This is a genomic window from Pedobacter folensis, from assembly GCF_056490665.1.
Genome location: NZ_JBWJIF010000001.1, coordinates 1,193,391 through 1,214,779, shown reverse-complemented (window position 1 = coordinate 1,214,779; position 21,389 = coordinate 1,193,391). Strand labels below are relative to the sequence as shown.

At 36.0% G+C, this 21,389-nt stretch carries 13 protein-coding genes; 4 read left to right on the top strand and 9 right to left on the bottom strand.

Annotation, left to right across the window (positions count from 1 at the left end):
* Positions 1-2: 2 nt before the first annotated feature.
* Positions 3-500: a DUF1579 domain-containing protein gene (locus tag AC04QZ_RS04850; RefSeq protein ID WP_478356807.1), complete on the top strand. Its 498-nt coding sequence runs from the start codon at positions 3-5 to the stop codon at positions 498-500.
* 217 nt (positions 501-717) lie between these two features.
* Here the strand turns inward: AC04QZ_RS04850 and AC04QZ_RS04845 are convergent, their stop codons facing one another.
* The 5 genes from AC04QZ_RS04845 to AC04QZ_RS04825 all read right to left on the bottom strand — a co-directional run bounded on the left by AC04QZ_RS04845 (position 718) and on the right by AC04QZ_RS04825 (position 7,594).
* Entirely contained in the window at positions 718-1,614 is an 897-nt protein-coding gene (locus tag AC04QZ_RS04845; protein WP_086546626.1) for a DUF72 domain-containing protein, read from the bottom strand.
* 172 nt (positions 1,615-1,786) lie between these two features.
* Positions 1,787-3,175 (bottom strand): arginine decarboxylase, encoded by a 1,389-nt coding sequence (locus AC04QZ_RS04840; RefSeq protein ID WP_029277861.1) that lies wholly within the window; start codon positions 3,173-3,175, stop codon positions 1,787-1,789.
* A gap of 539 nt (positions 3,176-3,714) precedes the next feature.
* Complete coding sequence (locus AC04QZ_RS04835) at positions 3,715-4,293, bottom strand: PhnA domain-containing protein (RefSeq protein WP_478356806.1); 579 nt, start codon at positions 4,291-4,293, stop codon at positions 3,715-3,717.
* A gap of 825 nt (positions 4,294-5,118) precedes the next feature.
* Positions 5,119-6,036, bottom strand: a complete 918-nt coding sequence (gene ctlX, locus AC04QZ_RS04830; RefSeq protein WP_478356805.1) for a citrulline utilization hydrolase CtlX — start codon at positions 6,034-6,036, stop codon at positions 5,119-5,121.
* Between the two features lie 112 nt (positions 6,037-6,148).
* Positions 6,149-7,594, bottom strand: coding sequence for an arginine deiminase family protein (locus AC04QZ_RS04825; protein WP_478356804.1), 1,446 nt, complete (start codon positions 7,592-7,594; stop codon positions 6,149-6,151).
* 364 nt (positions 7,595-7,958) lie between these two features.
* Here AC04QZ_RS04825 and argS point away from each other — a divergent pair, with 364 nt between their 5' ends.
* From argS to AC04QZ_RS04810, 3 genes are all read left to right on the top strand, one after another.
* Positions 7,959-9,731: an arginine--tRNA ligase gene (gene argS, locus AC04QZ_RS04820; RefSeq protein ID WP_478356803.1), complete on the top strand. Its 1,773-nt coding sequence runs from the start codon at positions 7,959-7,961 to the stop codon at positions 9,729-9,731.
* A 60-nt stretch (positions 9,732-9,791) separates the two neighbouring features.
* Positions 9,792-10,565, top strand: coding sequence for a sulfite exporter TauE/SafE family protein (locus tag AC04QZ_RS04815; RefSeq protein WP_478356802.1), 774 nt, complete (start codon positions 9,792-9,794; stop codon positions 10,563-10,565).
* Between the two features lie 738 nt (positions 10,566-11,303).
* The gene (locus tag AC04QZ_RS04810) at positions 11,304-13,016 is read left to right on the top strand and encodes a hypothetical protein (RefSeq protein WP_478356801.1); all 1,713 of its coding nucleotides are present in this window, start codon (positions 11,304-11,306) and stop codon (positions 13,014-13,016) included.
* A gap of 257 nt (positions 13,017-13,273) precedes the next feature.
* Here the strand turns inward: AC04QZ_RS04810 and AC04QZ_RS04805 are convergent, their stop codons facing one another.
* The 4 genes from AC04QZ_RS04805 to AC04QZ_RS04790 form a co-directional block, all read right to left on the bottom strand.
* Positions 13,274-16,240 (bottom strand): TrlF family AAA-like ATPase, encoded by a 2,967-nt coding sequence (locus tag AC04QZ_RS04805; RefSeq protein WP_478356800.1) that lies wholly within the window; start codon positions 16,238-16,240, stop codon positions 13,274-13,276.
* A 64-nt stretch (positions 16,241-16,304) separates the two neighbouring features.
* Positions 16,305-18,296: a site-specific DNA-methyltransferase gene (locus tag AC04QZ_RS04800; protein ID WP_478356799.1), complete on the bottom strand. Its 1,992-nt coding sequence runs from the start codon at positions 18,294-18,296 to the stop codon at positions 16,305-16,307.
* Positions 18,296-21,013: a restriction endonuclease gene (locus AC04QZ_RS04795; protein WP_478356798.1), complete on the bottom strand. Its 2,718-nt coding sequence runs from the start codon at positions 21,011-21,013 to the stop codon at positions 18,296-18,298. Before AC04QZ_RS04795 ends, AC04QZ_RS04800 begins: the two co-directional genes overlap by 1 nt.
* On the bottom strand, positions 21,013-21,327 hold the full coding sequence (locus AC04QZ_RS04790) for a helix-turn-helix domain-containing protein (protein WP_478356797.1): 315 nt from the start codon (positions 21,325-21,327) through the stop codon (positions 21,013-21,015). Before AC04QZ_RS04790 ends, AC04QZ_RS04795 begins: the two co-directional genes overlap by 1 nt.
* Positions 21,328-21,389 lie beyond the last annotated feature (62 nt).

Below are 21,389 nucleotides of genomic sequence, written 5' to 3'. Positions count from 1 at the left end.
TTATGGCGACAAGTAAATTCGAGCAATCTCTAATAGATGGTGCTCATCAACAGCTTCAAAGTTTAATGGGTAACTGGAAAGGCATAACCAAAACCTGGTTTGAAAAAGATGTACTGGCAGATGAATCTCCGGCTGAAGCAACCATTATTGCTATTCTGGGTAATCGTTTTATTTCTTTTGATTATCATGGAAGTTTGGAAGGAAAAGCTTTTGAAGGCAAAATGATTATCGGTTTCGACATTCCTTACCAAAGATTCACCGCAAGCTGGGTCGATAGTTTCCACATGGGGACACAGATCATGCTTTCGAGTGGTGAAGCTACGGCAAATGGTTTTTCAGTTTTTGGTGAATATGGGAGTCCGGAATATGGCGAGCAGCTTTGGGGCTGGAGAACAACACTTGAGATTATCAGTGCAGATGAAATGATATTAACGGCTTACAACGTTTCGCCGGAAGGGGATGAGGCAAAAGCGACGGAAACGGTTTATAGGAGACAGTAAATATTGTTGGTCGGGATTTGCAATCCCGACTTTCGAATCTTTAATTGGATTATAAATCCATAGTTCATTTAATCGAGATTGCAAATCTCGACTAACAGTAAGATCGTCATTCCCAACTTGATTGGGAACCACGAAGTGCTCATCGAAGATAATCTTAGTGCCTGATGTAAAATGCATTAAGATTCCCGCATGCACGGGAATGACGTAACGTAAAAAATTAAAATAAACCTGGCGAAGCCTGATTGGCCATCACCGGAATTTTTAGATCAGTCCCTACAGCCTTATTCAGTTTCTCCGTAAAATAAGCCGAAAATAGCGGAGAGGATAGTTCTACATTCTGGTGTACAAAGAAATATAGGTTTTGTAATCCCTGTTCTTTCCAGGTTACAATTCTTTCAATCCAATCATCTAAGCGCTTTTTATCAATATCATCATAATTGGCGCCTACAAAACGTACGAAGGCCGTAGGTGAGGTTAAACGCATATGTAACATATCTCTTCTGCCCGCAGTATCAACAATAATATTGGCTACACCATTTTCCTGAAACAATTGTGCAAACTCATTGGCAATGGCGGGATTCGAAAACCATTCGCCATTTCTCACCTCAACGCCCAAAGGAATAACTTTTGGAAACTCATTGATTACGGTTTTTAACCTTTCGAAATCTTTAGGTTTAAAATTATCGTGCAGCTGAAGAAAAGCCATACCCAACTTATCTTCGAAGTTACTGATGGCATCGCAATACTGCTCTACAGGCTCTTTAACGTTGATCAATCTTTTAAAATGACTGATGGTATTGGTGAGTTTAGGGAAAAACTTAAAATCTGCAGGTGTTTTTTGTGTCCAGGTGATTACCTGCTCACGACTTGGCATACCATAAAAAGTGGCATTTAGCTCAATGGAATTAAATTGAGTAGAATAGTAAGTCAGCTCATCTTTTGTCCCTTTTGGATAAAAACCTTTTAAATCAGCCTTATTCCATTTGGCACAACCCACGTAAGCCTTAAAAGCTTGTTTAGGTTTATTGGCTGCTAAAATTGCTGCTGTTTCAGGCGCATCAGCAGGAAGCGTATAATCTATAATTGAGGGGTCGTCTACTTTACCGAATTGCATTTTTAAAGGTTTTTAGGTGTAAGGTAAAAGGTTAAAGGCAAAAAAATACCTTAGTTTATTTAACTAAGGTATTTATATATTGTAAAAATAAGAAACTTGTTCTCGCTTTAATTCATTGTGGAAAGTTTATTTGGAAGAGCTCCAAACTGAGAATTGAAAACTGCAAACTGAACTAGTAACCCAGAATTTTCAATACCTGTTTGCTGTTCTGTTCTTCTCCAAAAACCTCAAAGTTGAAACTTTCATCGCGGTTTCTGCGGATTAAAACGTGTTTCGGACTAGGCAATAAACAATGGTGGATACCACCATAACCGCTCAACACTTCCTGGTATGCACCAGTATGGAAGAAACCTAAATACTGTACTTTACGCGTTTTAGGCATAAATACACTGTTCATGTGTGCTTCCTGGTTGTAATAATCCTGACCATCGCAGGTAATACCACCTAAGTTAACCCGTTCATATTCAGCATCCCAGTTGTTAATCGGCAATAAAATGTATTTTTGGTTTAGTGCCCAAACATCAGGTAAATTGGTAATGAAAGAACCATCTAACATTAACCAACGCTCACGGTCGTTCTGTTGTTTACGGCCCAATACCTTATAAAGAATACCAGACGCCTCAGCAACAGTATATTTACCAAATTCAGTAATAATATCTGGTTCCATTACATCGTGGATGGCACAGATTTCTTTAATCCTTTTTACAATTTCGTTTACCATGTATTCGTAATCGAAATCGAACACCAACGAATCTTTAAATGGCATGCCACCACCAATATCAAGGGTATCTAAATCAGGATTGATTTTTTTGAACTTGCAATAAAGTGTTACATATTTCTCTAACTCGTTCCAGTAATATGGCGAATCGGTAATACCCGAGTTAATGAAAAAGTGTAATAATTTAACCCTGAAATTAGGGTTATGAACGATTTTATTGTTGTAAAAATCGATGATATCTTCCATACGCACACCTAAACGCGAAGTATAGAATTGCGAATCTGGCTGCTCTTCAGCGGCAATACGGATACCCAAATTACAAGGCGTATCAATATCTACCTCATCATCAAAAAGGTTAAATTCTTCTTTGTTATCTAAAACGGGGATAATATTGGTATAACCATCATGCAACATATCAATGATATATTGTTTGTACTGATAGGTTTTAAAGCCGTTACAAATGATGGTGGTATCTTTCGTTAACACCCCTTTTTTCTCCAAAGCGTCAACCATTGGCATATCAAAAGCCGAAGAAGTTTCCAGGTGGATGTTGTTTTTTAAAGCTTCTTCTACAATGTGCTTAAAATGCGAGCTTTTTGTACAGTAGCAATATTTGTAATCGCCACGATAATTGTTCTTTAAAATAGCGGTTTGGAAAAGAATCTTCGCCTGCTGAATTTTCTTACTTACCATTGGTAAATACGTGAAACGTAGGGGAGTACCGTAAGTTTCGATCATTTCCATCAGGTTTAAATCCTGAAAATATAATTCATCATCTATAACATCGAAACCCTCCTGAGGGAAACCAACACTTAGATCAAGAAATTCTGAGTAACTCTGCATTTACTTTTAAATAATTTTTGCAAAAATGTAATTTTAAATCGAGAATTAATCTTTAATAAAAATATTTTTACTGTAGAGAAACCGTTAGCCTAACTACAAAATTTTAGTACAAATTGTTTTTAGCAAAAAAACAGGTTGCTTGTTTTGTTAACAATCTGGAAAACAAGTAGTAATAAGGAGTTGGTTTAAGGGTTTGGAAAGCAGGTTCCGGTTTTAATAGTTTGGGTTTTGCCCTGCGCTCCACTTTATCCCGAAGAAACCTGTGCAACAAGCAAGCATACCAAAAAATAATAAACAACAATGCTTCATTCGGGATGTTCGTTCCGTTCAGGTTTATTGAGGTTAGGTTGGTGCTGCTATTTAAGGTTAACAGCAAGCGGCTAATCAATTATAGGTAAATCATTAATTGATTATAGGTTGTCATCCTGAGCCTGTCGAAGGACTTGTTTAAATGCTCCTGTAAAACGTTTCGACAAGCTCAACGTGATAAGTTTGGATGAACACAGCTTAAGATACAGGCTCTGGAACCAAATAGCATATTATCCTTTGCGGAGGTATTTCGTTAAAATTACAATGGTTTGTCCCTCCACCTTACCTTCAATTTGTTCGATGTTATCATGAACTAAGCGGATGTTTTTAACCACAGTACCCAATTTAGCGCTCAAAGTTGAGCCTTTAACATCCAGCGTTTTCACCAAAACCACCGTATCCCCTTCAAATAAACGCGTGCCGTTGCTGTCCTGATGAAATTCTACTGTTCCATCTTGCTCATGGTCGCCGGTTTTTTTAGCCCATTCTAAAGTTTCATCTTCAAGGTATAAAATATCCAGACTATCTGCTGCCCAGCCTTCATTCCTTAACCTGCTCAACATGCGCCAGGCCACAACCTGTACCGGGGCAAATTCCGACCACATGGTTTCTGTTAATATTTTCCAATGGTTAGGGGCAAGCTGCTCCGTTTTTTCAATCTGGTCTAAGCAGGTTTTACAGACTAAAATGCTGTTATCGCTATTGGCATTGCTGGTTGGCGGCACTTCGTACACCGATAAATTGGTTTCAGAAGTGCATAATTCGCATTTATTGCCCGAACGGGTTTGTAATTCTTGTGCTAAAGACATATTGATACTGGATTTTTGGCGAAAGTAATAAAACTAATCGGAATGAACAGGCATTGTGTTACAGCCTGTAGCGGAGAAATCTTTGTTCCTATAAGTTAAAGGTTTTGTTCGATAGAAAAAGAAAGTAATGTTGCTGATCATTTAGAAAGCAGGTTCCTGTTATTGTCGGTTTGGGTTAGTCCTGCTATTCATTACAAGTCCGCTGCCGATGAAGGATCGGCTTTGCAGGCTTTCCATTGCTATCAGGTTTATTTAAATTTGGATGGTGCTGCTATTTGCGGCTTACTAGCGAGTATAATTATGCAAGAGATTTTCCGTGTTCTCGGTGTTTTCCGTGGCAAAATAAAAACGGTTTGTTTGCTAATCATTTAGAAAACAGGTTTCTGTTATTGTCGGTTTGGGTTAGTCCTGCTATTCATTACAAGTCCGTTACCGATGAAGGATCGGCTTTGCGTGCTTTTCATTGCTATCAGGTTTATTTAAGTTGAGATTGTGCTGCTATTTGCGGCTTACTAGCGAGTATAATTATGCAATAGATTTTCCGTGTTCTCGGTGTTTTCCGTGGCAAAAATAAAAACGGTTTGTTTGCTGATCATTTAGAAAAGCAGGTTCCTGTTATTGTCGGTTTGGGTTAGTCCTGCTATTCATTACAAGTCCGCTGCCGATGAAGGATCGGCTTTGCGTGCTTTTCATTGCTATCAGGTTTATATATTTCGGCCGGTGCTACTATTTGAGGTTTACCAGCGAGTATAATTATGCAACAGATTTTCCGTGTTCTCGGTGTTTTTCGTTGCAAAAATAAAAATCGTTCGTGTTGCTTAATATCTACAATTTACTGGGCAAATGTATCTCCGCCAGCATGCACCTTGCGCTGCCACCGCCGTTTTTTTCGATGGTATAAAGCGGGGCATAAATGATTCTGCTGTATTGTTCAAGCGCAGCAATCTGAACAGCAGTTAAGGATAGATAAGCCTGTTCCGACATCACCAATAAACTTTCGTCATCTGTATTGCTAAGCTGTAACATGTTGCCTGCAAATTTGTTCATCTGCTCCAGGCTGATTTCGATGATTTCTTTCCCTGATCCTTTTAAGCTGATGGTTACATTCAGTTTTTCTTCAGGATCTTTAATCGAATCCAGGCAAATTACTGCAAAACGCTCGCCGATGCACATCATCACGTTGGTGTGGTAAATCGGGAAATTCGATTCGTCAACCGCCTGGAATGCCACCGGTTCATATCCGGTTAGCATGCAGAAATTGTTTAACACTTCTTCATCGGTACGCACACTTAAGCAGGCATAAGCAATTTTGTTGGTGCGATCTAATACCATGCTTCCTGTGCCTTCTAAAAACGCATGCTGATGTTCGTAAAAGCTTAAATCGCTGATGTGGTTAACTTCGAAGTTTTCTTTTAAACCATCCAGTATCTCTTTTCTGCGCTCCAATCTTCGGTTTTCAGAAAACATCGGATAAAGATATACTGAGCCATCCTCATGAAAGGAAACCCAATTGTTGGGGAAAATAGAATCAGGTGTTTCAGGTTGTAAGGTATCATCAACCACTGTCACATCAACATTATTTTTTCGTAGTAAATCAACAAAGGCATCAAATTCTTTTAAAGCCTCTGTTTGTACATTGGTTTCAGTAGAAGCAACTTGAAACTTGTTATTTCCCGCCGTTTGCTCGTTGAATTTAAAATCAACAGGGCGGATCATGAGGATATGGTTGGTAGATTGGTTCATTAGTTCATTAGTTCAATTGTTCATTGGTAAATCGGTTAATTGTTGAAATTGGTTAATTGTTTCTAGCGATTGCCATCAACCATTTTCCATTAACCATCTTACTTTTTACATTTTATAAATTGTCTCTTAATATCGGCAAACTCATACAATGGAAACCACCACGGGCACGCGATAATTCTGCCGAAGGCATTAAAATCAAGGTATCGGTTATGGTTTCGGCATTTACTTTACCGCTTTCTAAATCCTGAATCAAATCTTTTACATCCACTACATCAAAACCAGCTGTTTTAAAGGCTTCGACGGTTTTATCGTTTCTGTCGTAGCCTAAAACCACACCTTCTTTAATGGCTAAAAGGTTACAGGAATCTGTCCACTGCTCACGCGAATCGTAAGGGAACTGATTGTTTCCACTGTAGATTATTTTAGTTGGTTCGGTGCTTTTTAAATCGTTCTGGCTAATATCATTTAATAAAGCTTCTACATGTTCGAAGTGTTTCGGCTCGCTTGGATTGGCTTTAGTAAACTGAATGGCGGTAGTCGCTTCCAGTTTTTCGGGCTCTTTTAAAAAGTTGATCGGCTCATAAGGATTATACTTTGGTGAATGCGCAATCGAATTCAAAATTACCCAGGTATTGCGTTTAACTTGCGTGAAAACCGTATCCAGGTGCATATAATCACGTTTGCTCGGTATTTTCACCACGGTAACTTTTTCGACCACATCCTGGTCGAACAATAACTTAATCGCTTCGTTGGCACCATGCTCTGATGTCCGCTCGCTACAGCCAATCAGTACATGGTTGGGACTCACCATCATCACATCGCCACCTTCTAAAGTGGTGCTGAAAGCAGGTTCATCGCCCGGCCTTAAAAAGTGCATGGTTACATCCGGAATTTCGAGAATATTATTGCGGTAGCCCTCAAACAAAGGATGGTTGAAGAAAATATAACGCATTAAAAGCGTTTCGCGCACACGGGCTTTTTTTGCGGGTTTGTTTAACAGAATGTGGTTATTAATTGTGGTACCTACATCCCGGGTGAAAATTAAATTGGGGATCGGTGCGAAAATCATCGTATCGTTGGCCAGTGTACCGGAGATAAAAATCTCAGCCAACTGTTTCGGATCGGTATTGGTTAATGCTAACTGTACTTTATAGGTACAGCCTTCAATCGCACAAACGGCAGCAACCAGTTTTTTACGGATGGATTCGTTTTCGAGCATTTCGCTCAACAGATTCTGAATCTCGATTACCGATTTAGAATTGTGAAAATCGGGGTGGTTGGGTTTATAAAAATTACGGTTAGATGCTTCCGAATCTATATCACTCAGTTTTCCTTTAATCTTTTCAGGATCAAGAAAATACATCAACAGTTTAATATAATAATCGTATTCGCCTTTACGGATGGTATCTAAATGTACAATATCTTCGAAGAGCCAGTCTTGTGCCTTAGAGGGTACTACTTTGCCTAATCCACTATCAGGACTATGTATTAATAATTTACGCAATCTGCCGATTTCGGTGTTTACGCTCACTTTAAAATTTGGGTTCTGCTCGCTCATAAAAAAGTTAGTTATTGCAAATCTATTAGAATTTTTGAGAGTCCGAAAGTCCAGGGGGCCGAAAGTCCGAAGATATAGTTTGAAAATAGGTGCTGGAAAAGTTAGAAGACCAATGAGATTTATATTTATAGGTATTCTGTCTTCCGACCCCGGACATCGGACTCCCGACTTTTTTATTGCACAGCACCCACATCTTTAAACCTTATTGAAGCGGCAGCTCCCGATTCCTTCAATCGGGACTATAGCGGAAAGAAGGACTATTGGAACCGACTGGCACTATAGCAGCTTTCCAAGCCTTTTAAAAGCTCAAAAACCTTCCGCCTTAAACCTTTCACCTTCCACCTTTTTTACATATTTTTGGCACATGAATTTTATTATTGCCGAAACACAGAAAGCCATTCTTGAACTTTATAAGGAAGAAGTAGCCGAAAGTGTAATCAACATACAAGAAACCCGTAAAGAATTTGAAGGACAGGCAACGATTGTTGTTTTTCCGATCGCCAAAATTTCGAAGAAATCGCCGGAACAAACCGCCACAGAAATTGGCGAATATTTGGTTGCCAACGTAACTGATATCACTAAATTTAATGTGGTTAAAGGCTTTTTAAACTTAAGCATTGCTGAAAGTTATTTCTTAAAACAGTTTAACGAAGAAATTTTATCGCCCGATTTTGGTGTGTACGCACCTAATGGTAAAAAGGTAATGGTCGAATATTCTTCGCCAAATACCAATAAACCGCTTCACCTGGGGCACGTGCGTAATAATTTATTGGGTTACTCGGTTTCTGAGCTGCTTAAAGCTTATGGTTACGATGTGGTGAAGGTAAATCTGGTTAACGATCGTGGTATCCACATCTGTAAATCGATGCTGGCCTGGCAAAAATGGGGTAATGGCGAAACACCTGAAAGTACTGGCTTAAAGGGCGATCACCTGGTTGGAAAATATTACGTCATTTTTGATAAAGAATACAAAAAAGAGATTGATGCGTTAAAAACGGAAGGACAAACTGAAGAAGAGGCCAAGAAAAATGCACCGTTGATTAAAGAAGCGCAACAAATGCTGCTGAAATGGGAGCAAGGTGATGAGGAAGTAGTTTCGCTTTGGAAAACCATGAACGAGTGGGTTTATGCTGGTTTTAATGTAACGTATAAAAACCTTGGGGTTGATTTTGATAAATTTTACTACGAAAGCAATACTTACCTGTTAGGGAAAGGTACGGTTGATGAAGGTTTGGCCAAAGGCGTTTTCTTTAAAAAGGAAGATGGTTCGGTATGGATCGATTTAACTGCTGATGGTTTAGATCAGAAACTGGTTTTACGTGCCGATGGAACTTCGGTTTACATTACACAGGATTTGGGTACTGCCGAAATGAAACACGACGATTTCAATATGGATGAGTCGATCTACGTGGTGGGAAATGAGCAGGATTATCACTTTAAGGTATTGTTCCTGATTTTGGAGAAACTGGGCAAAAGCTGGGCGAAAGGTTTATACCATTTATCGTATGGAATGGTTGATTTGCCAAACGGAAAAATGAAAAGCCGTGAAGGAACAGTTGTTGATGCGGACGAGTTAATCGAAAGCATGGTAACCACCGCCCGAGAGAAAACGGAAGAATTGGGTAAAACCAACGATTTTAGTGAAGCAGATAAAGAAGAGTTATATAAAAATATTGGTTTAGGAGCCTTGAAATATTTCCTTTTAAAGGTTGAACCGAAAAAACGTTTATTGTTTAATCCTGCTGAAAGTATCGATTTCCAGGGGAATACCGGGCCATTTATCCAATATACACATGCAAGGATTAAATCGCTGTTGAGTAAATCGGATTATCAGTTTGCAGTTGGTAGTGAGCAGTTTTCAGGAATATCGGATGTGGAACTGGAAATGATTCTGCAATTGGCGAAATACCCTGCAGAAATTGCTATTGCAGCTAAAGCTTACAGTCCGGCAAGTTTAGCCAACTATTTATACGAACTGGCTAAACTATTCAACAAGTTTTATCATGAGGTACCGCCAATTGTAAAAACTGAAGAAGGTGAAGTGAAACAGTTCCGTTTAAACCTGAGCAAAAAAACAGCTGATATTATTCATGCTGGGATGCTGATTTTAGGGATTACTTCGCCGGAGCGGATGTAGTTACTGTTGGCTGAAGCCAGCGGTAATGAATTCGGAAGTATTGATTTAAAAATTTAATTAGTGGTTAACGAACTGATTTTACTTTGTCTGGTGGCTTTTGCTGCCGGATTTATAGATGCTATTGTAGGTGGCGGCGGTTTATTACAAACTCCCGCCATTTTACTTATTTTACCACATTATCCTGTGGCTACGCTTTTAGGGACTACCAAAATCCCATCAATGGCGGGTACAACGCTGGCCGCTTTCAAATATTCGAAACAGGTTAGTTTTAATTACAAGGTGCTTGCTGCCTGTGTGCTTACTGCATTTTTAGCCGCATTGATGGGTGCGTTTTTGGTGAGTAGGATCGATAATTCAGTCATTAAACCGGTAATCCTTGTTGTGCTGATTTTAGTTGCACTTTATACCTATTTTAATAAACAATTTGGTATCCATCAGGAGAAAGACCATTCGCTTAAACAACAGGTTTTAATGGCTGCTTTATTTGGAATATTGATTGGTTTTTATGATGGCTTAATCGGACCAGGTACCGGCTCTTTTCTGATCTTGGTTTTTATTGCGGTTCTGGGTTTCGATTTTATAGGTGCCAGTGCACATGCCAAAATTGTAAATATGGCGACTAATCTGGCAGCCATTATCTATTTCAGTTCTACAGGACATATCCTGTTTCAATACGCCATCCCAATGGCACTTTTTAACCTAACGGGTGCCTTCTTCGGTACAAAACTGGCCTTGCTTAAAGGGAATAAATTTGTACGTGTATTTTTTCTGATCGTTGTTTTCGGAACAATTCTAAGATTTGCTTATGATATTCTGAAAGTGTATGCAGGGTAAAAGTATATATTTCACTAAAAGTGACCTGCCTGTTTCAGTGTAAAGTGACCGCCAAATGTATTGCCGACTAAATACAATATTTTTTCCTTTCCGTCTGAACTAAATACCTATGGATTCTAACTGCTTTTAGATCAGCTATTCGCTTATAATCCATCCTGAACTCAAAATAGCCCAAAACCCTGTTTGGGTACCCCAAGTAACGAAATAAGGCTTTTACGTTGATAAAAAGCGACAAAGTATTGCATAACCTGTGTATTTAAGATTTTCGTAGCATTCGTTTAAGATTTTCCTCACACAATAATCATCCGATTAAACAACTTTGTATGCTAACCAGATCAAGAAATTGGTTGGGATAAATAACTAACCAAACAGATTAATGAACCAGTTTTTACGAAGTTTAAACATCTTGGAATTTTGCATGATACAGTTACAGCTGAGCACGCGAAATTATTTGCTTCTAAAAGGCATTCAATTAAGGAGTTACTGGTAGCCCGGTGGCATTGCTAAGCTATTCAATACGATAGAAGAAAAAATGTTTGACTTGTATTATTCCCCGGAGGGAAGTCTATATATGGCAATATCAGGATTTTCACCTTTGAGATTAACAGCCGGCTATAGATATTCGAAAACTAACCAAATTAACCTAAACAAACTATGATTAAACTTTACAAGATTGCCGACTTCGGCTTAAGCAAAACTAAGTGTTTTAAAATATACACAACACTATTAAATAAAGAAATGAAAAAGAATATTAGTTTGAATTTTAAACACCTGTTTACAATTATAATTATTGGCTTCATTGGACTAAATTTTGGCTGCAATAAAGATTTTGAAAATACATTGCCAAAATCCTTTAAAAATGACACAGCTGGATTAGGCGACAATAAGAAAAAAGTATTATACATTGTATTGGATGGTGTTAAAGGCTCGGTAGTGAATGCATTGGCACCATCTAACTTAACCCAAATTACAAAAAATGCAATTTACAGTTACGATGGACTTGCTGATTATCAACGTAACCCCATTACCAATGCATCGGCCTGGACCACCATGCTAACTGGGGTAGATAATGCCGTGCACAATGTAACAGACGAGAATTTTACGAATATCAACTTACAGGTGGCACCTACAATTTTTAGTAGAATAAAGGCTACTATTGGTAATGTTAGGATGGTATCGTTTGGGGCTAGTGCGGCTTTTAACGACAATTTAGCTAAAGATGCAACAGTTAAACAAAGTTTTCCAAATGACGATGCCGCAGTAAAAACGGCTGTAGTTAACGAGTTAAGTACAAATGACCCATCCATACTTGTTGCGCAATTTCATAGTGCAGAAACTGCAGGTGCAGCCAACGGATACACCACATCAACAGCAGCTTATACCAGTGCTATTACTACATTGGATGCTTATGTAGGTGAAATCTTAACAGCCTTAAGGGCTAGAAAAACTTTCAGTGGCGAAAATTGGTTGGTGGTCGTAGCTTCTAATAAAGGTGGTGGATTATCGGGTGGTGCCCCAGGCTCTAATATTTACGATGATGCGTCCAGAAATACATTTGTCACATTTTATAACCCCAAATTTAAAACAGTAGCATATAATATGCCGAATTTAAATGGTTTACCTTTTTCAGGATTTGCACCAAGATTTAATGCTACTACTACTACTTTAACAGCAACAGCTAGCCTAAGTAATACTTCAGTTGGTAATTTTGGTTTATCAGGTGGCTTCACCCTCATGTTCAAATATAGAGATGACCGCAGCTCGTCTAATGGTTTTCCGAATATTTTAAGTAAAAAAAATGGCACAACAGGGGGGTACTGGGCACTTTTTGTTGGGTCAAATAACATTCAAATTGATTATTCGGCCACTAAAATTACTTTGACAAAAGATCTTAGGGATGGGAAATGGCATAGCGTAGCATTTGTCATTTTTAACCAGGGAGCAGTTCGTAAAATGGATTTATTTATAGATGGCGTAAAAGAAGGTACGATAACCATTACGGGTAAAAATGCTGATAATAATTTTCCTTTAAAAATAGGCGCAGATGCAGGGGGGATAACAAATTTCCTGATAAGGGATATCGCCTTATTTAATGTTTCCTTGTCGGATGCAGATATCATTACAAAAATGAGAAAGCAACTGCAACCTTCAGATCCATTGTATAGTAGTTTGCTAGGATATTGGTCTGGAAACGAATCATCAGGTAGCTTAATGGGAGATTTGTCTGGAAATGGGAATTCCTTTAATTATGATAATCGTGTTCAAATTACATCTTTCGCGGATATCTCTCCAAACATCTCTCCAGAAATTTCTTCTTCAGCTTTCTTAGCTGTTCCTAATGGCGTAGATATTCCAGTACTAATTTACAATTGGATGAATATTGCTGTGCCAAGTCAATGGAACTTAATGGGGAAACTTTATTTGCCCCAGCTTTCGCTTCCTACCAACTGATTAATTTTTCCATAAAAATAAATCAGTTTATAATTATATCTTATTGATTACTAACTAAGAAGGCCTGCTGTTTTATACGACATGCAGGCCTTCTTAAATTTAAAGTTTCTATGTTACACAGGAAATAACGATAAGTAATGATTTGAATATCAAATGCAAAATAGCTATTTACCGATACAGAAAGTAAAGTAATACTGATTAACAGATAGTTATGATATTTAAGATACAAATTCGGTACAAATCCGTGTTGACTTGTTTTATTGATCATAATATTTTTGCTTTCTCTTATTAAATGCTGGCATTGCTCCCTCAAGGACTTTTACAATACAATCATTTATTACAGGGTTTTCGATTGAACCAGATTTAAAACTGAATTCATTTTTATTTTCCTTATCCAAATCGACATAAATCACTTGTTCGGCATCAGCAACCACTGCCAAGTTTGGATTATGAGTAACCAAAATAATTTGTCTTTTTGTCTTCGCCTTTTTAATAAAAGGAACTAGCACATTTGCAACACTATTATTATCTAAATTGTCTTCTGGTTGATCGATTATCAATGGAATATCATTATTATCTAATAGTAAATAGAATATCAAAAGCAAAGCACCCTTTTCTCCTGGAGATAATTGTTCCAATTTCTTACTGCCTTGTCTTAGTTCATAATTATAGTCCAAAAATTCAAGCGAGAACAAGTAATCGTATAAGTTCACCACTTCGTCAACCTGAGTTTCTATGAATGTTTGTGAATTATTATCATTTCTTTTATCATTAAAAAATGACCTACTTACCTTTTCTAGTAATTCTTTAACATCTTGATAACTATCCCAATTAACACCTTCGATGAGCTTATTTAGTTGCATTTCAGCATTATCTCGTCCGTAAAACGTACCTGTTTTATTTAAAGAGACAAAGTTTAAAAATTTCGTTTGAAAATTATGTTTTAAGTTGAAAGATGCATCGATGTTTATTTTATATTGATCCAGCAATTCGGCGTTATCCGCTATGATTAAATCTATTTTTTTCTTAACGGTTTTGTAGACCTCTAAGATACTTTCCATTTTACTATATATGGATTGAACTATTTCGAACCTACTATTTCGTTCATTTTCAATTTCAGGTATTAGGCTCTTATTAACAAATTCTAATTCTTGCTCGTAAAAACTTAAAGAATTCGGAATATTAAAATCTCCAATAATTAATTTTTTTCCTTCCTCCCAAGTTTTTTTATCGGTTAAATATGACTGATATTTCCTCTCTGCCTCATCTAAGTTTTTCTGAATATTATACAAGTTTTCCTGTTGGCCAGATAACTGTTTAGAAAGGGGGATGAAATCGACATTATCACTTGTTTCATCGCCTAATAATATTCTAATTTCTTTAAGTTTTTTTTCTTTAAGTGATAAAGAATTATCAATTTGAGTATAATTAAATTCATACTTTAAAGTGTCATCAAAGCTTATGCTAAATTTACTTAGGTCTTTTAAATATGTAGTTTTAAAGAAATTCAATTCCTCTTCTTTACTTTTAAATCTCTGTCTAAGATCTTTTATTTCATTGATCTCGGCTAATAACTCACGTTTTAGATTTGTTTTTTCTTCAATACTTTTTTCTAGATCTAATATTGCAGTCTGAATAGTTGATATTCTGCTGTTTATTTCCTTGTTTTTTTCTGCAATGGCAGGATCTTCACTCGGATTTTTGACTTCAATAGGTTCAACTAATGCAATAAGCTCCTCTTTTTTTTGTCTAATCTGAGCCTCAAGACCTAATTTATAATTTGTATTTAGTTTCTTTTCCTTTTCAAATATTGATTGATTGACCAGTGTCAGTCTTTCTTTTAGTATATTTATTTCGTGATGAATTAACTCTTTGCGCTTGTTAATCAATTCATCAAATGATGTTACTCCAATCCTATCATCATCATCTAAGTGAGTATATACAACATTTTCTATTTCCTTTTTGAAATCCTCAACTGAACTGATTTCGTTTGTTAACCGTTCAAAATAACCTTGTGGTAAGTATTTGACCAGCTCAACTGCTCCATTGTCTAAATTATCAGCTAAATTTTTGTTATTACTGACACCGCTTTCCCAAGTAATCGTTGCCTTAAAATTCTTTGCAATTTTTCCACCGCTAGCATTGAATTTTTTAGAGTTCAAAAACGAAAAATCATCATGATTTCCACCGAAATTAGAACAAAGGGAGATGATATCTGCCAATGCACTTTTCCCACTTCCCTTATTTCCGATAATAGCAACCAACTCATGATTCAATGGTATTTCAATGTCATCGAACCATTGTCCATATTTACCATCATATCCTTCAACCGCTTTAACTGAAATACTTTTTAGATATTTCGTTCTATTGTTATTTACTCTTTCTATTATGAATGGAGTTTTTCCAATGAATACCCTTGATTCTGGCTCAATAATTAAATGTTTTAACCCCTTAAAACTCTTATCTGCTTTAATCCAACAGTATTTCTCAATAGGTTGCGAGTTTTTATCTTTTAATTTACCAAATGGATAGTCTATTTCATGTGAATCACTACCCTTTATGCAAGGGACGGTTTTTCCTATACTTTCAATACATTGCTTGCTTAGGAAAAAGTCAATTTGTTTTTTATTAGCCGAGCCAAGAACATCTGCTTTTTTAATAATACCTAATTTAAAAAAACCATCATTAATAGGATCTATCGGATCAACACCGCCATATTCATCATATGGAACCCAAATTAGATATCTGTCTCTTAAAATTTTAGAATCCCTTAGTGCTTTTTCAGTTTTGAAAAAATCCAATGAAACTTTTTTTCTATCATCAACACTTGTAACATGCCCTAATTTTGTTTCATTACCACCTTCATAAAAACACTCTAATGCATTAATTTCTGTTAATATGCTTTGGACAGGGATGGAATTATCAAAAATAACATGAAAGTTTATACTAACTCCACCAGAAGTTGCAGTTGTATTTTTATGATTAATTTTATTAATCATCCTAAATTCAACAACAGGATATATTTCCTTATTTGGTACACCACCTAGATCTAAAATTTTTGAATAGCCTTCTAAAGTTGAATAATCATTTATTCCTACAACGTCCGCTTCCGAATTTTTAATATTTTCAATTAAAGTAGCATAGTCATTATCAGTTGCGAAACCTGATGCTGGAGTATGAATGTGTAAATCCCATTTTCTCCAAATTGAACCATTATTATCCATTATGAGCGTAATTTAAGTGTTTTATATATCTATATTTTGATTTTTATTACTTGTAAACCAGTTACTAAAAAGCCTTAAACTTATCGCCCATACTATGCTTCAAATTCCACTTCTTAGTAGTATCTAATGCACGTTCAAGTACAATCAGTTTCTGATCAATATTAGTTTTGAAATATTCTACGGTTTCGTCTGCTAAAGTACCATCTAAGCAGATTAAGGTTTCTTTATCTCCATCTGTAGCTAAAAAGATTTCGTTCTTTTTAAACTGTTCTTGTTTAGCTATTGTATAGTTTAACTTGAAACCATTTTTAATCAAGATTTCGGTTATTAGTTCATCACGGTTAAAGGCGGTTAATAACTGTGCTTCTTTATCCCGGATATATTTTTTTAACGCTTCTACGTTTTCTTCATCCGATTTTTCAGGATCGGGTGCGTATTCTGTCCTTGGAAAATTAGATTTTACGAGTTTAAAAACTTTAAAACCACTAGCATTTAACTGATTTTCGTCATCCTCCTTTTTATCGAACAGATCGGGTTGCTTATTTTTCTTTTCTTCAATAATTTTTTCAACCACGCGTTTATTCCGTTCTATTGTTATATCACTGATTTTTTTATAACCGTTTTTTAGTGCAGTACTTTGCTCGTTGCATTTTTCAGGTAGTTGAACAATAATAAACTTGATATTTTTATCTGTATCTCTATTCAGCTCTAGTACGGCCTGCCCAGTTGTTCCTGAGCCTGCGAAAAAATCCAAAACCAAATCATCTTTTTCTACTGTTAGCTCTATACATCTTCTAACTAACTCTACAGGCTTTGGAAAATCAAATTCTCCATCAAACCCTAAACTTTTTACTTCAACTGTTCCAGTTTCAGTTAAGAAAGCACTTTCATCCCAAATTGATTTTGGTTTATATGTTGTTTTTCTGTATTTTTCAAAAATACCGTAACTACCGTCTCCCTTAATTTTGGCAACAACATTACTAGTTAAAGTTTCTTTTTCAAGATTATTAGTCAATTTTGTCTTTCCCCAGCGCCAGCAAGATTCAATTCCTTTTGAATTGAACGGCTCGGATTTAAAAGTAAATTCCTCCGATTTTTCTAATGAAATAGGGCAAAAACCATCTTTGTCAATCAAATTAGGATTGACGTAAATTGGATAAAACAAGTTAGGTCTATTGTGTTTGCCAAACTTTGGATTACGATTTCTCAATTCCCTAATATTAAATTTCCCAACATTATCCTCCAAATTGAGGTCAGAGTTATCATTGCTCTTTTCCAATTCCAGCAAATCCCCATCTATTGACTTTGTATATACGAGGATATATTCGTGTGTCTTAGCTATTTGATTGTAAGTTTGTCCACGGCTGTTTGAACGAACTATTATTGATGAATAAAAATTTTCTTCACCAAAAACTTCATCACACAACTTCCTTAAATGATGGATTTCATTATCATCTAATGATATAAAAATCACACCATCCTCCCTTAACAGCTGTCTTGCTATTAGTAAACGACTGTACATCATATTTAGCCAGTTACTATGATAGCGTCCATCTGTTTCTGTGTTAGAATCTATCTTATATCCCTCCTCAGTAACTTCGGTATCTTCCCAATATTCTTTTTTGTCTTGATTGAACTTGTCAGAATAAACAAAATCGTTTCCAGTATTATAAGGTGGATCTATGTAAATACATTTAATTTGCTCTCTATAGCTTCGGCTCAATAGCTTTAGTACTGCTAAATTTTCGCCCTCAATAATTAGGTTTTCACTTTCTATAGGATTTACGCTTCGGTTTTCATCAAAAATCAATGTGGCATCAGTTGATGTGAAAGCCTCTCGTTTGGCGTTGCTTTTACCAAACCAACGAAATTCATACCGTTCAGTTTCATTCACACTTTTGGGGTCAATCACCTTTTTCAGTTCGTTTATGTTTAGCTTGCCATCATTGGTGAACAAATCGGGCATCAACATTTTTAATTGTTCCAATCGTTCTTGATTCCAATCATGAGATTGTACATTTTCTAATGGATTTTCTGTATATTCTTGATTGCTCATTATTTTTGTGTTAAGGCACTAATGTCTTTTACAGCTTCGTCTTTAAAGTATTGATAATCTTTTATTGGTGCTTTGTATTGCACCTCTACGCCAAGCGTTCGGAAGTGTTTTACAGCACATTGTATTTTATAGACTTCACTTTCTTTTAAAGCTTTTTTATTATTAATATCGTTTGTTCCTTTAGTTTCTACTACAAAGTAAAATTCACTTTCCTTACCGTCTCGCAATTGTTTTCTTTTCATTACAATACCAAAATCTGGCTCATAATCTCCAATTGGAGTAGGTATTTTATAGTAGCTGGGCAATTTGAGAAAACAAATAAGTTCATCATCTAAATCGGCACCTATGGCAAATTTTCGTTCAACATCGCTATCTATCAATTGCTTATCAAAAACACCTTTGTTAGGTGTCGTCACATAGCTACTTTCATCTATATTTCTCACAAAATCATCAAAGTCAAAAGGAAATACTTCGCTTGTTAAATGGTAATCTAACCCCCTTAGCATTTCTTCTAGTTCTATATTCTTAATTAATGCAGAGGCTTGATGAATATATTGTGGTGGATTTTTTGCGAAGGAATTAATGCTACCAATATTTTCAATGATTTTAAAAGTAGTTGTATATGATAAGCTTGTATTTTCACTTAGTTCTTCTAATAAATCCAAAGCAGAATAATTAGCTTTCAGTTTATACGATTCCGTTCCTCCAAAGTCATCCGCAATGCCACTTTCGCTTATCGCACCAATGGATCGGCTGGTTACTTCAGCTTGATAATCGGCTATTTTTATAGTGCTTAGTGCTTCTTTACTTCTTGTAACCAAAGCTTCTTCATCAAAAGCAACGGAATAATTTGTCTTTTTGGCCAATGCTTTCCAAAACCTTTTAAAGGCTTGATTGATGGTTTCGCTTTGATTACGTTTAAAACTGACTTGATTTTGAGGTTTACCTTTATGTGTATGGGTCATTCCAGCACCAGCCGAAGTTGTACCGTAAGTTTCTTTAATTTCCTCCTGATACTGCGTTACGAATGTTTCGTAGGTTTCATTTGGGATAACGGTAAGTTGATTAATGCGTTCTTCATCAGTTATTTCCAGACCATCATAAACACGTTGTCCATCCTGATTAACACATATACGCAAACCACGGCCAATTTCTTGCCTTTTTTTAATTTCTGAATAAGAGTTATTTAATGTGGCGATATTGAAAATATTTGGATTGTCCCAACCTACACCTAACGCAGAGTGTGAAAATATAAATTCAATTTTATTTGCTACGGAATCACCGTAGGTTAACAATTCCTCCTTATCCTTTAAAATAGCATCAAAAACATCTGAGTTTTTACGCATCGAGGTTTCATTGTCTGTAAACTCTCCTTTACCTGTTTTAGCAAAATAGAATCCTTGTACAGCTTCAATATCACTCGCCGAGGGTGTTTGTCCATCATGAAACTCGGCATAAATGCTTTTGTATTTTTCAATGAAAAGGTTTTTGATAACCGGTTCATCACTTACATAATTTGCAACCTTATCAATAAATATAAGGGATAGGCATTTGATACCTTTTTCTTGTAATTTTTGCTTTTTGGTAAAGTGACGAATCATCAACCATTCTAGCTGTAGTGCCCATATACTTTCTATATTACCCGAAGTTTGTTTTTCTAAAATCTGTGTTCCGTTGGTAAAAGTAACCGACCATTTACCTGTGCGCAAACTTTTGTTAATTCGTTCAATATGATAATTAAGATAACTTGGATTATTAGTTAATTCGCCTAAATTATCTCCATCTTTCAACCATTTGGTTTCTTTAAAATCTATGCTTCCATTTGCAGACTGATGCCAGGCTTTAATTTTCGCACGAATTGGATTTTTACCATTTTGTATTTCTGTCAATTCCAGCTTAAGGGTCGCTTCATCATTTTTTTCGGTAACGGTTAATACTTCAATTTTTTTTACCAAGCCTTGCTTATAACTATCATAAGGAGTTAAACGATAAATTAAATTTTTAACCACTTTATGAGTAGCCGAATATCTTAATTTGAACAGCGGATTGAGTTTTGCTATTTGCTTTACAGAATTTACTGTGTCCATTCCTTCTTGTGGTTCGTCCATCACAACTATTGGATTCGTTCTACCAATAGCATCTATAAAAGGTATATTAGCAAATAAATCTTCCCTTTTAGCCTGATTGAGGATTTTATCTTCTGAATTAAAAGAAGCCAAAGTCATTACCATGATTTGTGGATATTGCTCCTCAATAAAATTGGTTACTTTGTTTAGCTTTTTACTATTGTATTCAAATGATTTCGGCACGAAGCCATAAATACTTTCTAATTGCCTTTCAAAGGTATTTAGCGTTTTTAATACACCTTGACGAATGGCAACGGATGGCACTAGGATTATAAATTTTGTTAACCCATAATGTTTATACAATTCGCAAATTGTCTTTATGTAAACAAGGGTTTTACCCGTACCTGTTTCCATCTCAATGGTAACCTCATTTTCACTAGTAATTTTTGCCGTTTGATTATCAATTGCATTTTCGGTTGAAACAGCCTTGATGTTTTCAGTAATTTGTTCAATGGATAACGTACAATTATTTGATCGTATGCCCTCAAAACAAGCATTATCAAAAGTATTTTTAATATTCCCATCAAACACATCAACAACCGATCGAATGGCAGTCTGTTGATATTGTAATTCTTCTAATTTAATCTCCATTACTTATTATCGACCGCTTTCGTTAAGTATTTAATTTCTTGTTCAACTGCCAACAATATATCTTTAATATATTTTTCATCTACCAATTGATACGCAACTTGCTTACTCATAAACTTTACCACAATTTCTTTTTCATCTACATTGAAAGTTTTTGCTATAATTGGCAACATTTGTCGAGCTATCGGTCTTTCTCCACGCTCCAATTTACTTAAGGTACTCTGATCTATATCGAGTAAAGCGGACAACTTCCTTAATGGCATATTAGCATTCTCTCTCAATTGTCTGATATACACCCCTAAATTTTCTTCTTTCATCTTGATTGTATTTTCTGGACAACAATGTCAAATATAAATAATATGCGATGGTAAAAGACTTC

Bases quoted from the DNA above. Each gene is read 5' to 3' on its own strand.
- AC04QZ_RS04795 (WP_478356798.1), bottom strand. From the start codon at position 21,013: ATGGAGATTAAATTAGAAGAATTACAATATCAACAGACTGCCATTCGA.
- AC04QZ_RS04845 (WP_086546626.1), bottom strand. From the start codon at position 1,614: ATGCAATTCGGTAAAGTAGACGACCCCTCAATTATAGATTATACGCTT.
- AC04QZ_RS04790 (WP_478356797.1), bottom strand. From the start codon at position 21,327: ATGAAAGAAGAAAATTTAGGGGTGTATATCAGACAATTGAGAGAGAAT.
- AC04QZ_RS04850 (WP_478356807.1), top strand. From the start codon at position 3: ATGGCGACAAGTAAATTCGAGCAATCTCTAATAGATGGTGCTCATCAA.
- AC04QZ_RS04810 (WP_478356801.1), top strand. From the start codon at position 11,304: ATGAAAAAGAATATTAGTTTGAATTTTAAACACCTGTTTACAATTATA.
- AC04QZ_RS04805 (WP_478356800.1), bottom strand. From the start codon at position 16,240: ATGGATAATAATGGTTCAATTTGGAGAAAATGGGATTTACACATTCAT.
- AC04QZ_RS04840 (WP_029277861.1), bottom strand. From the start codon at position 3,175: ATGCAGAGTTACTCAGAATTTCTTGATCTAAGTGTTGGTTTCCCTCAG.
- AC04QZ_RS04825 (WP_478356804.1), bottom strand. From the start codon at position 7,594: ATGAGCGAGCAGAACCCAAATTTTAAAGTGAGCGTAAACACCGAAATC.
- AC04QZ_RS04835 (WP_478356806.1), bottom strand. From the start codon at position 4,293: ATGTCTTTAGCACAAGAATTACAAACCCGTTCGGGCAATAAATGCGAA.
- ctlX (WP_478356805.1), bottom strand. From the start codon at position 6,036: ATGAACCAATCTACCAACCATATCCTCATGATCCGCCCTGTTGATTTT.
- AC04QZ_RS04800 (WP_478356799.1), bottom strand. From the start codon at position 18,296: ATGAGCAATCAAGAATATACAGAAAATCCATTAGAAAATGTACAATCT.
- argS (WP_478356803.1), top strand. From the start codon at position 7,959: ATGAATTTTATTATTGCCGAAACACAGAAAGCCATTCTTGAACTTTAT.